We start from the raw sequence: 13129 nt of genomic DNA on the forward strand, positions 1-13129 counted from the left end.
ACTACAGCGCTACTACGACGAAAACCCCGAACGATTCCGCCAACGACCCATCACACCAGCCCCCGCCCGCCACGCAGGGATCAACCTTCCCGCAACAAAAACACCCACACAGCAAACCCAATGACTCCACACAGCTTGACAATCTGCGGGGAGGCAGGATCTGCGGGAGGGTCGGGTTGGGGGCGGCAGGATCTGCGGGAGGGTTGCGGAAACACTCCCGCGCCGAGTCGATAAGCTAGAAGGCATGACTTCCGAAGCCCTCACTGCCCCCGTCATCCGCGCCGATGGCCGCACCCCGGACCAGCTCCGCCCGATCAGCATCACCCGCGGCTGGTCCAAGCAGGCCGAAGGCTCGGCCCTGATCGAGTTCGGCAACACCCGGGTGCTCTGCACGGCGTCGCTGACCGAAGGCGTGCCGCGCTGGCTCAAGGGCGAAGGCCGCGGCTGGGTGACCGCCGAGTACGCCATGCTGCCGCGCGCCACCAACACCCGCTCCGCCCGCGAGTCCGTGAAAGGCAAGATCGGCGGCCGCACGCACGAGATTTCCCGCCTGATCGGCCGCTCGCTGCGCTCCATCATCGATACCAAGGCGCTGGGCGAAAACACCATCGTGCTGGACTGTGATGTGCTGCAGGCCGACGGCGGCACCCGCACCGCGGCGATCACCGGCGCCTACGTGGCCCTGGCCGAGGCCATCCGCTTCGCCCGGGAGAACAAGCTGATCGCGCGCAACGCCCAGCCGCTGGTCGACACGATCGCCGCCGTCTCGGTGGGCATCATCGACGGCGTCCCGATGCTGGACCTGCCGTACGTGGAGGACGTCCGCGCCGAGACGGACATGAACGTGGTGGTGACCGGATCGGGCAAGTTCGTCGAGGTCCAGGGCACCGCCGAGGGCGCCCCGTTCGACCGCGACGAGCTCAACAAGCTGCTGGACCTGGCCCTGCTCGGCACGGAGCAGCTCGCCGCCATCCAGCGCGAAACCCTGGCCGAAGCCCCGTGACGGCAGGCCAAACGGAAAAGAGGCCCGCGCCGGCTCCCGTGTTGGTCCTGGCCACCCACAACCAGGGCAAGCTCAGGGAACTGCGCGAGCTGCTGCGCGGGCAGCTGCCCGGCGTCGACGTCGACACCCAAGTGGTGGACGCCGGCGCTGTCGGAGCTCCCGACGTCGCCGAGACCGGTGTGACCTTTGCCGAGAACTCGCTGCTCAAGGCGCGGGCCGTGGCGGCTGCCACCGGCCTGGTCGCGATCGCTGACGATTCCGGCCTGGCCGTGGACGTCCTGGGCGGGGCGCCGGGGATCTTCTCGGCGCGCTGGGCCGGGCGGCACGGGGACGACGCCGCGAACCTGCGGCTGCTGCTGGACCAGCTCTCGGACGTGCCGGACGACTTCCGCGGCGCGGCGTTTGTCTGCGCCGCGGCGCTGGCCGTCCCGGCCGTGGCCGGCGAGGAAGCCCGGGAAGTGGTGGAGTACGGCCAGCTGGAGGGAACGCTGTTGCGCGAGCCGCGTGGGACCGGCGGCTTCGGCTACGACCCGGTGCTCCAGCCGAGCGGCCTGGACCGCAGCTGCGCCGAGCTCAGCCCGGAGGAGAAGAACGCCATCAGCCACCGCGGCCACGCCTTCCGCGCATTGCTGCCCGCGATCGTCGCGGCGCTGGCGGGGGAGTAACCGCCCCCGACGGGCCGGCATGCCGGCCGGGGGGAGCCTGCGCTACGGCGTCTTGCGCTCTTCCTCCGGCTCGTGCTCCTCGATGAATTCCTCGACGACGTCGGTGCCGTACTTTGCTGCCTGGCGCTTGGCGATCAGGCCGCGGAGCAGTTCGATGCCGATCGGAATCACGGAGAGCAGCACGATCACGATGAAGATGATGTCCAGGTTGTCGCGGACCCACGGCACCTTGTCGCCCAGCAGGTAGCCCAGCAGTGTAACGCCGCCGCCCCAGAGCGTCGCACCGATCACGTTGTAGACGAAGAACTTCCGCTTGCTCATCTGCGCCACGCCGACGATCACCGGGACAAACGTCCGGATGATCGGGACGAAGCGGGCCAGGATGAGCGCCTTGCCGCCGTGCTTTTCGAAGAAGGCGTGGGCGCTTTCAACGTTCTCTCGCTTGAAGAGCCGGGAATTCGGCTTATTGAAGATGGCCGGACCGGCTTTGGACCCAATCAGGTAGCCGGCCTGGTTGCCGATGATCGCGGAAACGACAATCAGCGCCGCGAACGCCCAGATGTTGAACTTGATCGTGCCCGTCGCAACGAGCAGGCCCGCCGTGAACAGCATCGAGTCGCCGGGCAGGAAGAACCCGATCAGCAGCCCGGTCTCCGCGAAGATGATGCCGCAGACCAGCACGACGACCCACGGCGCCAGGGCCGGGTCGGCCAGGAAGATCTGGGGGTTGAGCCAGTCGGGGAGGAAGGAGGCCAGGTGCGGCTGGACCGGACCGGCGCCTCCGAAGGTGGTCACGGCGAATTCGTGCAGGCTAAAAGGGTTCACCCATCAAGGGTACTTGACGGGCCTGGGCCGGTTCCGGCGGTAAGGTGGCTGCGTGGGTTTGGACTTTACGGCGATTGACTTCGAGACCGCTAACGGCTTCCGCGGCTCGCCGTGCGCCGTCGGCCTGAGCAAGGTGCGCGACGGCGTCGTCGTCGAGGAGGCCTCCTGGCTGATGCGGCCGCCGGCGAACCACGACGTGTTCGACCACCACAACGTCCGCATCCACGGCATCCGGCCCGAGCAGGTGGCCGGCCTGCCCCGGTTTGGCGAGCTGTTCCCCGAGATCGGCGCCTTCATCGGCGACGACGTGCTGGCCGCCCACAACGCCGCCTTCGACCTCGGCGTGATCCGGTCCGGCCTGGAGGTTTCCGGACTGCCCGGCCCCGCCTACGACTATGTGTGCACGGTGATGCTGTCCCGGCGCTGCTATTCGTTGGTGTCCAACTCGCTGCCGTATGCCGCCGAGGAGGCTGGCGTCCCGCTGCTCAACCACCACGACGCCGCCGAGGACGCCCGGGCCTGCGCCGGGATCCTGATTGACATCGCGGCCCGCAACGGCGCCGCCAGCATCGGGGAGCTGTACCTTTCGCTGGGACTGGCCGTATCCCGGCAGCCGGCCTTCGACCCGCGCCGCGACCCGCTCTCCAAGGCCACCAGGTCGGCCGTCGAGGCGCTCGCCGCCGGCCAGGGCCCGGCTTCCGCGAACCGGGCGTTCCGGCCGGGCTGGCCGGAGGAGGGAGCCAACCCGGAGCCCAACGCCGGGGCCGAACCAGACCACCCCCTGTTCGGCCAGACCGTGGTGTTCACCGGCGAACTGGCGATTCCGCGGCCTGACGCGAAGCTGCGCTCCGCCGAACTCGGCGCCCGGCCGGAAAGCCGGGTCACCGCCCGTACCACGGTCCTGGTGGTGGGGGACGGCTTTGTCGCCGCGGACCTGCGCTCGGGCCGCCTGACCGGCAAGGCGCGGCGGGTCCTGGAACTGCATGAACGCGGCCAGCAGATCGAGGTCCTCTCCGAGGGGGAATTCCTGCAGATGGTGGGCGGCCACGTGGCCGCAGCACCGTCCGCGCTGGCCGGCTAGGACATTTCGGTCACACGGCGCAACAATCGTTTCGTCCCAGTCCCGCCGCTCCTAGCCTTGGACGGTGAGCAAACTGATCTCTTCACCGGCCCGCGCGGCTCAGGTTCCGGCTGCCGGGCCGCAGGTCGGCATCGACTGGCGCAAGGTCTTCGCCTTCCCCAACCCGGTGAACGAGTACTCCGCGCGGATCACCGCGGCCCTGGTGGTGCTGTTGGCACTCGTGACCCTGCTGACCGGCGTGGGCTGGGGACTGGCGGTCATCGCGGGCGGCTTCTGGCTGCGGGTGCTGTTCGGCCCGCGGATCTCGCCGTTCGGCGTGCTCTCGGTCAAAGTCCTGACGCCGCTGCTGGGCAAGAAGCGGCTCGTTCCCGGGCCGCCGAAGCGCTTCGCGCAGGGTATCGGCGCGGCCATGTCCACGGCCGCCGCTGCCCTCTTCGCCGCCGGCCTGGCACCGGCTGCCTGGATTATGCTGGCGGTCCTGATTGTGGCCGCGTCCCTGGAGGCCTTCGCCGGTTTCTGCCTCGGCTGCGCGGTCTTCGGACTGCTGCAGCGCCGCGGCCTCATCCCGGAAGATGTCTGCGAAGCCTGCAACAACATCTCGCTCAGGCGCCCGTAACCGCCGCCAGCCGTGCCGCCATGCCCCGGATCAGCTCGGGGGCCTCGAGCGCGGCCAGCCAGTCCGCGGGCAGGCACTGCTCGCCGTAGTGGGCCCCCAGGATGTTGCCCGCGATCGACGCGGTGGAGTCGCTGTCACCGCTGTGGTTCACCGCCACCGCAATCGCGGCCCGAAAGTGGTCATCCGGGCCGGCAGCCGCCGTCGTCTCCGGGGCGGTGGCCAGCACGGCGTAGAGTCCGACGGCGAGTGCCTCCTCGGCTACCCACCCCTCACCCAGCTGCCGCACCAGGTCCTCGGCGCCCAGCAGGCCGCCGTCGTCCGTTGCGCTGGCAGCGGCGAGCCGAACGGACGCCGTCAGCCGTCCGACCAGCGCCGGATCGGGTTCCTCGGCTCTCGGCAGCCGGCCCTCCTGCAGCTGCGCAAGTGCGACGGCGGCCGCCTCGTGCAGGCCGCCGCCGTTGGCCAGGGAATGGATCAGCAGGCTGAACACTCCGGCGCTCTGTCGGGCCGAGGGGTGTCCGTGGGTCAGCGAGGCCGCGTCCGCGCTCATCTTGTAGACCGCCTCGGCCGGGATGTTCGGAATCAGTCCGAACGGGGCCGAGCGCATCACGGTGCCGCAGCCCTTGGAGTCCGGGTTGACCGGCCGGTAGACCGTGCCCATCTCCCCGGTGGCGAGACCGCTGAGGCAGGCGTTGCCCGGCGCGCGGCGGTGCCGGAGTACCTCATGGCCGTCAATCCAGCGCGGCGGCTGGAACGGTGYGGAGTCCGGGAGGGCCTCGCCTTGGCTGCCGAGCCAGCGCAGGTACGCGAGCCAGAGGCAGGCGTTCGTGTCAGCCGCTACCCCGGAGTTGGCCCACTCGAGCGCCTCCAGTAGGCCGTCCACCGTGTACAGCGTCATCTGCGTGTCGTCGGAGAAGTGGCTGCCGCCGCCGAGCTCCTCGAAGTCCCGCAGCCCGTCCGGCCCGAAGGCAGCCCGGATCTGGTCGATGCCATCGAACTCCACCGCGTAGCCCAGCGAGTCGCCCAGCGCACCGCCCAGCAGGCAGCCGTGGATACGGGACCGAGGGGACGGTGCGGCGGACGCTGCCGTGGTGCTGCCGGGGTCAATGCTCATGCGGTCAAATTTACCCCGGTGCTGCGCCCGAAGCGGAAAGCGGTCCGGCAGGCGCCGGCCGCTGCCGGTAGGGTGCTGTTGGCGCCGTCTTCGGCAGGGCGCCCTGATCGCGGACAAGGGATACGGCAGGAGACGGATGCGCGAACCAGCGTGGCGGAAGACCGGCAGCACGCCCGACTACAGGTTTTCATTGGCCAATGAGCGGACGTTTCTGGCCTGGATCAGGACCTCGCTGGCCCTGATCGCGGGCGCGCTCGCCGTTGACCAACTGGCGCCGGGAATCGCGCCCGGCCCGGTCCGGGTGGTGCTGTGCGTCGTACTGGCCATGATCGGCGCCGGGCTCGCGGCGCTTTCCTACCGGCGCTGGGGGCGGATGGAGGCGGCAATGCGGAACCACCGCGAACTGCCGTTCTCCGGCGTGCTCCTGGTGATGACGGTGGGTGTGGCCGCCGCGGCGTTCGTCGTGGCCGGACTGATCCTGCTGGCCGGTTGAGCACCCCGGCGCCCCGGGACCCCGGCCTCCAGCCAGAGCGGACCTCCCTCGCCTGGCGGCGCACCCTGCTGGCCCTCGTCGTCGTCGACCTGCTGATCTGGCGGAGCTGGGCGCACGACGGCGGACCGGCGTCCGGCGTCGACCTCCGGGGCTTGAGCGCCCTGACTGCAATGGCGGCCACCGTCGTGCTGGCCGGCTGCGGACTCGTGCGGGGCCGCGAGCTGCGCCGTGGATTCGGGGCGCCCCCGGCGGTCCTGATGCGGTGCGCCGCGGCCGCCGTGATGGCCCTCGCCGGGAGCACGGTCGCCGCGCTGGCGCTCGGCCGCTAAGCTCAGACCCAGCCGACGTCCAGACTCCGCTGGGAGACTTTTCCCGGCAGCAGACCCCCAAGCGAAGGAACTCCAAGAACATGACGATGCCAGTGCCGGCCTCCGAGCCGCGCGGTGCCCAGCCGTCCACCGTCCTCGACGACAGGCAGCCCGGCTTCATCGCCCGGCTCTCCGCCGAGGCCCTCGGGACCCTGTTCGTCGTGGTCGTCGGCCTGGGCGTGGCGCTGTTCGCCATTCCGCAATACAACCCTATTCCCTCCTCGCTGGCGGCCGGCCTGGCCCTCACCGCGGCCATGCTCGCCTTCGGCTATTTGTCCGGCGGCCACTTCAACCCGGCGGTGACGGTGGGCAACGCGATCGCCGGCCGGATCAGGCCGGTCGAGGCCGCCGCCTACCTCGGCGCGCAACTGGTGGGCGCCCTGCTCGGGGCCCTGGCGCTGTTTGGCGTGCTGCGCACCGTGCCCAAGCTCAACGGCACGCAGGCGGCCTTCGACACGGTGGCGGCCGGCTTCGACGCGCGCTCGGTCATCCAGGCCCCGCTGGCCGGCGTCCTGCTGGTCGAGGTGCTTGGGACGGCCCTGCTGGTCGCTGTGTACCTTGGCACCACCGCGGGACGCAATCCGGCCAGGGCGGCGGCGCCGTTCGCCGTGGGCCTGACCATGGCCGTGCTGCTGCAGTTGGGCCAGAGCATCGGGAACGCCCCGTTCAACCCGGCCCGCGCCACGGCCTCCGCGCTGTTCAGTAACCCGGACGCGCTGGGCCAGCTGTGGCTCTTCTGGGTGGCGCCGCTGGTCGGCGCGGCCGTTGCCGGGCTGGTATTCCGTGGCTTTGCCCAGACCCCGGTGCGGGCCCGCGCGGGTTCCGCCGACCAGCAGTTGGAGGATGCGGGGTCCGCCGACGCTGACGACGACGACCTTGGCGGCCTCGATGACCTTGATCACGTCGACGACGTCGACAGCGCGCCGGCCGCACCGGCCGTCGCAGCAGTCAGGGAGACGGCTCCGGCCCGCTCCGATGAGGCCCGCGACTTCTTCGACAAGCGCACCCCGTAAGGTTCCTGGCCGTCCTCGCCGGGCCGCTGCGCATTCCTGTCGGTGGCAGCCGCTAGCGTAGACGTATGCGGTTATTGCACACCTCGGACTGGCATTTGGGCCGGTCGTTCCACGGCGTCGGGATGCTCGACGCCCAGCGCGCCTTCGTCGACCAGTTGGTCGGCGTCGTCCGCGGGCAGGCAGTCGATGTGGTGCTGATCGCCGGCGACGTCTACGACCGCGCACTGCCCGGCGTCGACGTCGTCGGCCTGCTCGACGACGCCCTGGTGCGGTTGACCGGCGCCGGGGCGAAGGTGGTRCTGACCAGCGGCAACCACGATTCGGCCATCCGGCTCGGCTTCGCGTCCCGGCTGCTGGAACGCGGGGGAGTGCACCTGCGCACCCGGCTCGCCGAGCTGGACACGCCCCTGCTGCTGCCGCTCTCCGATGACACCGAAGACACCGACCAGGACAGCGGGCCGGTGCTCGCGATCTACGGCATCCCTTGGCTGGAACCCCGGCTGGTCGCCGGGCAACTGGGCGTCGAAACCGCCAGCCATTTTGAGGTGACCCGCGCCGCCACGGAGCTGATCCGTGCCGACATCGCGGTCCGGTCCACGTCCCGAACCGTCCACTCCGTCGTGCTGGCCCACACCTTCGCCAGCGGCGGGATCAGTTCCGACAGCGAACGGGACCTGAGCATCGGCGGGGTCGGCGCCGTGCCGCTGGATCTCTTCGACGGCTTCAGCTACACCGCCCTGGGCCACCTGCACGGCCGGCAATCCCTCTCGCCTGCCGTGCGTTATTCCGGTTCGCCGCTGGCCTACTCGTTCTCCGAGGCGAAGCACCGAAAGGGCGGCTGGCTGATCGACGTGGATGCCAGCGGCGTCACTGCCGTCAGCGAAGTGCTGTGGGAAGCCCCGCGCGCACTTGCCGTGCTCCGCGGCAAACTGGACGAGCTGCTCACCGGCGAGGAGTTCGGCTGGGCGGAGGGCGCCTATTGCCAGATCACGCTGACCGACCCGCAGCGCCCGTCCCAGGCCATGGAACGGCTGCGCGCACGCTTTCCTGACACCCTCGTCCTGGGCTTCGACCCCGAAGGGGCCTCGGCCTCGGCCAGGACCAGCTACAGCAGCCGGCTGGCCCAGGCCGTGGACGACCTCTCGATCTGCTGCGGCTTTCTCGAGCATGTCAGGGGCCGCGGCGCCGACGCGGCCGAATCCGCCGTCCTGGCCGAAGCGCTCGAGACCGTGCGGCTGGAAGGGGTGTCCCGGTGAGGATCCACCGCCTGGAAATCTCCGCGTTCGGCCCCTTTGCCGGCACGGAGTGCATCGACTTCGACCGGCTCAGCGCGCACGGACTCTTCCTGCTCAACGGTGCCACCGGGGCGGGAAAGACCAGCGTCCTCGATGCCATCTGCTTCGCCCTCTATGGCTCGGTGCCCGGCGCCCGCCAGGAGGGGAAGCGGCTGCGCAGTGACCACGCCGACGCCGCAGCCGAGCCGCGTGTGAGTTGCGAGTTCTCCGCCAAGGGCAGGCACTTCGAAGTGACCCGGACGCCGGCCTGGAACAAGCCCAGCGCGCGGGGCAAAAACGGCTTCACCGAGCAGAAGGCCAACACGCTGCTGCGTGAGCGGGTGGACGGCGACTGGGTGGAGAAGTCCGGCCGCAACGACGAGGCAGGCGCGGAGATCACGGCCCTGCTGGGCATGGACCGGGAGCAGTTCACCCGCGTGGTGATGTTGCCGCAGGGCGACTTTGCGGCCTTCCTGTGCTCCAAGGCCTCCGACCGGCTGGTGCTGCTCCAAAGCCTGTTCGGCACCCAACGCTTCGAAGCTGTGGAACTGGAACTGGGCCGGCGGGCCGCTGCCGCCCGCACCGAGGTGGAAACCCTCAACGGCCAGCTGGAGCTGCTGCTGGCCCAGGCCGAGGCGGAAACCGCGGGCCTCGGCCTGGAACTCGACGCGGCGCCGGGCCGCGAGGACGCCGACCGGCTGCTGGCCTGGCTTGAGGCCGCTGCTGCCTCGACAGCCGGCGACCGGCAGGCCGCGGCGGCCGAGGCCGAGCGCGTGGCCGCGGACCTGGCCGCCCGGCTGGAGGCGGCGGCGGCGCGCGCCGCCCGGCAGGCGAAACTGGGGGCCGCCGAACACCGCAAGGCCGACGCCGAGGCGGGCGCCCCGGAGCTGCGGAACAAAGCCATGCGGCTGGAACAACACCGCAAAGCCGAGGTGCTCGGTGGCCAGCTGCAGGCCGTGGACAGCGCCCGGGCCGCGGAGGAACGGGCTGACTTGGCCGCCGAGGCGGCGGCCGCTGAGCTGCGGGCAGCGGCGCTGAGCGACCCCGAGCTCGCCGCGCTCCCGGACCTGTTGCCGGGCGCCCCGCCGGGCGCAGGGGCCGCGCTTCCGGGCCGCGGTGCGCCGCTTGACGGATCCGTGCTCCGGAACGGGCTCGCCCGGCTGCGCTCGCTCCAGGCCGTACTGGAAGAACGGCTGCCGGACGAGGAACGGCTTGCTGCGCTGCTCACCCGCGGCACCGAATTGCAGCGCAGCCTGGACGGGCTGCACACGGCAAGCCGCTCCGGAGCCGCCGTCCTGGCGACCCTGCGCGCAGAATCGGCGGCGCTCCTTACCGCCTTGGCCCCGCTCGAGGAGCTTGCCGCGGAGCTCCAGCTGCGGACCAAGGAGGCCGCCGCCGCGGACGAGCTGGTCGGCATCGTTCGCAGGCACACCTCGGCCGCGGAAGGCTGTGCGCGCATCGCCGAGCGGCACCGCCACGCCCGCGACCAGCACCAGGACCGCCGGCAGCGCTGGCTTGACCTGAGGGAGGAGCGGCTGGCCAATGCCGCCGCGGAACTCGCGGCCCAACTGCTTCAAGACCAGCCGTGCCCGGTCTGCGGCAGCCCCGAGCATCCTGCCCCCGCTCCGGCTGCGGCGTCCGCCCTGGCCATCGCCGAGGCCGAAAAGACCGCCCAGGATGCTGCCGAAGCCGCAGAGACCGTGCTCTCGGCGTTGGAACGCGAGCTCGGCGAAGCCCAGCAAGACCTCGCCGTGCTGGCCGCGCAGGGCGGCGACACCGACCCCGGCGTTGCCAGCGCCGACGCAGCGCTGGCGAAGACGCGGGCCGCCGAAGCCGCCCGCGCCGCCACCGACCTGGCGGCCAACCGGGCTCGGCGGGCCGAGCTGGACCAGGAGATATCTGCTGCTGAACAAGCCCAAACCGTCGCCGCTGCGGGGATCGCCCACGCGGTGTCCGCCCTCGGTGAGGTGCAGCTGCAGGCTACCGGCCTCGAGGGCGCCTTGGCGGGCCTGCGCTCCGGGCACGCGAGCCTGGGGGCGCGCCTTGACGCAGTCCACGGCACGACGGCACTGCTCGAGCGCGCCGATGCGGCCGCCAGCGCCCTCGAACAGGCCCGGGCACGGGCCGCGGAAGCCAGCGCGCAGCTGGATCAGGCCCTGCCTGCCTCCGGATTCGACTCTGCCGCTGCGGCCCGCGCGGTGCTGCTTCCGGCCGCCGACGCGGCCGGTTTGGAAGCGGCGCTCCGCGCCGGGCAGGACGAAGCGGCCCGGCTTGAGGAACTCTTCGCCGGCGAAGAACTCGGCCAGGCCGCCCGTGAGCTGGCCGCTGACGGCCCTGCAGACCCGGGCGTACTCGATCAGCTCCGGACCGACTCCGCCGCGGCCGAACGCAACGCCCGCGAGGCGGTGCTCGCCTCCGGACTTGCCGGGAAATCGGTGCGGACGCTGGGCGGAATTTCCGCCAAGTACGCCGAACAAGCCGACGCCGGCCGAGGTCCCCGGGAACAGGCGGCGCTGTGGACTGCCGTGGCCGACGCGGCACGCGGCGGCGGCGACAACACTTACCGCATGAGCCTGAACAGCTACGTGCTCGCCGCCCGGCTGGAGCAGGTCGCGGCAGCGGCCTCGGAGCGGCTGATCGGCATGAGCGACGGCCGGTACACCCTGCAACACACCGACGCCAAGGCAGCCCGCGGCCAGAAGTCCGGGCTGGGACTGGAGGTCGTGGACCAGTGGACCGGCCAGCGCCGGGATACCGCCACCCTGTCCGGCGGGGAGTCGTTCATGGCCTCGCTTGCCCTGGCCCTGGGCCTCGCCGACGTAGTGCAGATGGAATCCGGCGGTGTGGACATCGAGACCCTGTTCGTGGATGAGGGCTTCGGCAGCCTCGACGAGCAGTCCCTGGAACAAGTCATGGACGCCCTCGAAGGACTCCGTGACGGCGGCCGGGTGGTGGGTCTGGTCAGCCACGTGGCCGAAATGAAGCAACGGATCACCACTCAATTGCAGGTGGTCAAGGGCCGCAACGGATCCACCCTGCACATCTCCGATGACGGGCAGGCCTGAGACGGGCCGTTCGGCTGCACGTTCGGCTACAATTGGAGGTTACCGGGTCGCGCGCATCGGGAGGGGGGACGATGCGCACTATCGAACGAACCCGGAACCATGAATCCTTCTCCGTCGTCCCCGACGTCCCTTGCCACTGATGCCGCAGCAGCCCCGGAGCCCGCGCACGCCCCCGAGGCGCCCAGCAGCCGCGGCCGCTTCGCCCRGTTGCCACTGCTGGCCGGCCCGAGCTTTATCCCGCTGGGGCTCTTCGCCCGTCTTCCGTTGGCCATGCTGACCGTCGGCGCGCTGACCCTCGTGACCGCCGTAACCGGATCCTACGCGGTGGGCGGCGCCGCAGCCGGTTCCGTTGGGATCGGCTCGGCCCTCGGCGCCCCCGTACTGGGAGCCCTTGCGGACCGGCTGGGCCAGCGCCCCGTCCTGCTCTTTGCCGCCGTCTTCAATACCGCGGCAGTGACCGCCCTGATCTTCGCCGCGTACCTGGTGCCGGGTGCCCAGGAAGTGACCGCCGCCGTGCCGGTGCTCGCTGCCGCGTTGGTGGCCGGAACGAGTTGCCCCCAGGTCGGCCCGCTGGCCCGGGTCCGCTGGATGGCGCTGAGCTCCCGCACCGGCGCCGACGGCGGTCAACCCGGCGATCTGGACACCGCCCTGTCCTATGAGAGCACCGCCGACGAACTGACCTTCGTACTGGGTCCCGCGCTGGTGGGAATCCTGGCCAGCCTCATCACGCCGTGGCTGCCGCTGGCCGTGGCCGCCGCGCTCACCCTCACCCTGGTCCCGGCCTTCGCCGTGCACCCGACGCACCGCGCGGTGCCGCGCACCCCGGCGCGGACCGGCGTGAGCGCGGCCGCCGAGCGGCAGCGCCGGAAAGCCCTGACGATGCCGCAGCGCGCGGCCGGCTTCGCCGCCGTCGGGCTGCCGGTCCTGGCCATGGTCTGCATGGGAACCTTCTTCGGCTCGACCCAGACCTCGCTGAGTGCCTTCTCGGCCGGCTTCGCCAGCCCGGAGGTGGCGGGACTGCTGTACGCGGTGATGGGACTGAGCTCCGCCGCCGCGGCGCTGTCGGTGGCGTACTGGCCCCGGCGCTTCGGCATCCCGGCCCGCTGGTTGGCGTGCGCGGCCCTGATGGCCGGACTCGCAGCCCTCCTGCTGCTGCCCTCGACCGCGCTGCCGATGATCCTCGTGCTGCTGGTCCTGGGCCTCCCGGTGGGTCCGCTGATGGTCACCGTGTTCGCCATCGGCGGCATCGTGGCCCCGGCCGGGAAACTCGGCACCGTGATGACGGCGCTGGCCAGCGGCCTCGTCGCCGGCACCGCCATCGGCTCGTCCATCGCCGGTCAGCTCGCGCAAGCTAGCGGCTATTCGGCGGCGTTCCTGGTTCCGGTCTGCGCCGCGTCGGCGCTGTTCCTGCTCGGTGCGGCAGCCGCCGTCGTACTCCGGCGCCGGGCCGGCACCGCTGCCGCAGCCTGACCAACTGAGTCGCACTAGTTGTCGTTCCCAGCCCTCAAACCGACAACAACTGCGACCCAGTTGGGCCTGTCCGGCACCTTCCGACCCGCCGGTCGACGCTTTGACGACACATGTGTGGTTTATCACATGTTTCATAGTATGA

At 71.1% G+C, this 13129-nt stretch carries 12 protein-coding genes; 10 read left to right on the plus strand and 2 right to left on the minus strand.

The window, feature by feature from the left end:
* Positions 1-244 precede the first annotated feature (244 nt).
* A complete protein-coding gene (gene rph / locus AC1DGI_RS01680) occupies positions 245-1003 on the plus strand; it encodes a ribonuclease PH (RefSeq protein ID WP_146337203.1) in 759 nt (252 codons plus the stop codon).
* Entirely contained in the window at positions 1000-1668 is a 669-nt protein-coding gene (gene rdgB, locus AC1DGI_RS01685; RefSeq protein ID WP_476897528.1) for an RdgB/HAM1 family non-canonical purine NTP pyrophosphatase, read from the plus strand. Before rph ends, rdgB begins: the two co-directional genes overlap by 4 nt.
* Before the next feature lie 42 nt (positions 1669-1710).
* Here rdgB and AC1DGI_RS01690 read toward each other — a convergent pair whose 3' ends face one another.
* Positions 1711-2493: a VTT domain-containing protein gene (locus AC1DGI_RS01690; protein ID WP_476897529.1), complete on the minus strand. Its 783-nt coding sequence runs from the start codon at positions 2491-2493 to the stop codon at positions 1711-1713.
* Between the two features lie 52 nt (positions 2494-2545).
* Between AC1DGI_RS01690 and AC1DGI_RS01695 the strand changes: the two genes are divergently transcribed.
* Both AC1DGI_RS01695 and AC1DGI_RS01700 read left to right on the plus strand, forming a co-directional pair.
* Positions 2546-3574: a 3'-5' exonuclease gene (locus AC1DGI_RS01695; RefSeq protein WP_476897530.1), complete on the plus strand. Its 1029-nt coding sequence runs from the start codon at positions 2546-2548 to the stop codon at positions 3572-3574.
* Between the two features lie 130 nt (positions 3575-3704).
* A complete protein-coding gene (locus AC1DGI_RS01700; protein ID WP_476897758.1) occupies positions 3705-4190 on the plus strand; it encodes a DUF4395 domain-containing protein in 486 nt (161 codons plus the stop codon).
* Here AC1DGI_RS01700 and AC1DGI_RS01705 read toward each other — a convergent pair.
* Positions 4177-5304: an ADP-ribosylglycohydrolase family protein gene (locus AC1DGI_RS01705; RefSeq protein ID WP_476897531.1), complete on the minus strand. Its 1128-nt coding sequence runs from the start codon at positions 5302-5304 to the stop codon at positions 4177-4179. The genes AC1DGI_RS01700 and AC1DGI_RS01705 overlap by 14 nt on opposite strands.
* A gap of 136 nt (positions 5305-5440) precedes the next feature.
* On the opposite strand from AC1DGI_RS01705, the gene AC1DGI_RS01710 reads away from it, so the two are divergent.
* The 6 genes from AC1DGI_RS01710 to AC1DGI_RS01735 all read left to right on the plus strand — a co-directional run bounded on the left by AC1DGI_RS01710 (position 5441) and on the right by AC1DGI_RS01735 (position 12987).
* Entirely contained in the window at positions 5441-5797 is a 357-nt protein-coding gene (locus AC1DGI_RS01710) for a YidH family protein (RefSeq protein WP_476897532.1), read from the plus strand.
* Complete coding sequence (locus tag AC1DGI_RS01715) at positions 5794-6126, plus strand: DUF202 domain-containing protein (RefSeq protein ID WP_441400942.1); 333 nt, start codon at positions 5794-5796, stop codon at positions 6124-6126. The genes AC1DGI_RS01710 and AC1DGI_RS01715 overlap by 4 nt, the downstream gene beginning before the upstream one ends.
* Positions 6127-6206: 80 nt before the next feature.
* Entirely contained in the window at positions 6207-7178 is a 972-nt protein-coding gene (locus tag AC1DGI_RS01720; RefSeq protein WP_476897533.1) for an MIP/aquaporin family protein, read from the plus strand.
* 65 nt (positions 7179-7243) lie between these two features.
* Positions 7244-8434 carry an exonuclease SbcCD subunit D gene (locus AC1DGI_RS01725; protein WP_441400938.1) on the plus strand — a complete coding sequence of 397 codons (1191 nt, stop codon included), beginning with the start codon at positions 7244-7246 and terminating at the stop codon, positions 8432-8434.
* Complete coding sequence (locus tag AC1DGI_RS01730) at positions 8431-11517, plus strand: AAA family ATPase (RefSeq protein ID WP_476897534.1); 3087 nt, start codon at positions 8431-8433, stop codon at positions 11515-11517. The genes AC1DGI_RS01725 and AC1DGI_RS01730 overlap by 4 nt, the downstream gene beginning before the upstream one ends.
* Positions 11518-11616: 99 nt before the next feature.
* Positions 11617-12987 carry an MFS transporter gene (locus AC1DGI_RS01735; protein ID WP_476897535.1) on the plus strand — a complete coding sequence of 457 codons (1371 nt, stop codon included), beginning with the start codon at positions 11617-11619 and terminating at the stop codon, positions 12985-12987.
* The last annotated feature ends 142 nt before the right edge of the window (positions 12988-13129 follow it).

The sequence above is a fragment of the Arthrobacter sp. 05N428_2 genome, assembly GCF_056397065.1.

Coding starts and splice junctions, on each gene's coding strand:
- rph (WP_146337203.1), top strand. CDS start 245: ATGACTTCCGAAGCCCTCACTGCCCCCGTCATCCGCGCCGATGGCCGC.
- AC1DGI_RS01710 (WP_476897532.1), top strand. CDS start 5,441: ATGCGCGAACCAGCGTGGCGGAAGACCGGCAGCACGCCCGACTACAGG.
- AC1DGI_RS01720 (WP_476897533.1), top strand. CDS start 6,207: ATGACGATGCCAGTGCCGGCCTCCGAGCCGCGCGGTGCCCAGCCGTCC.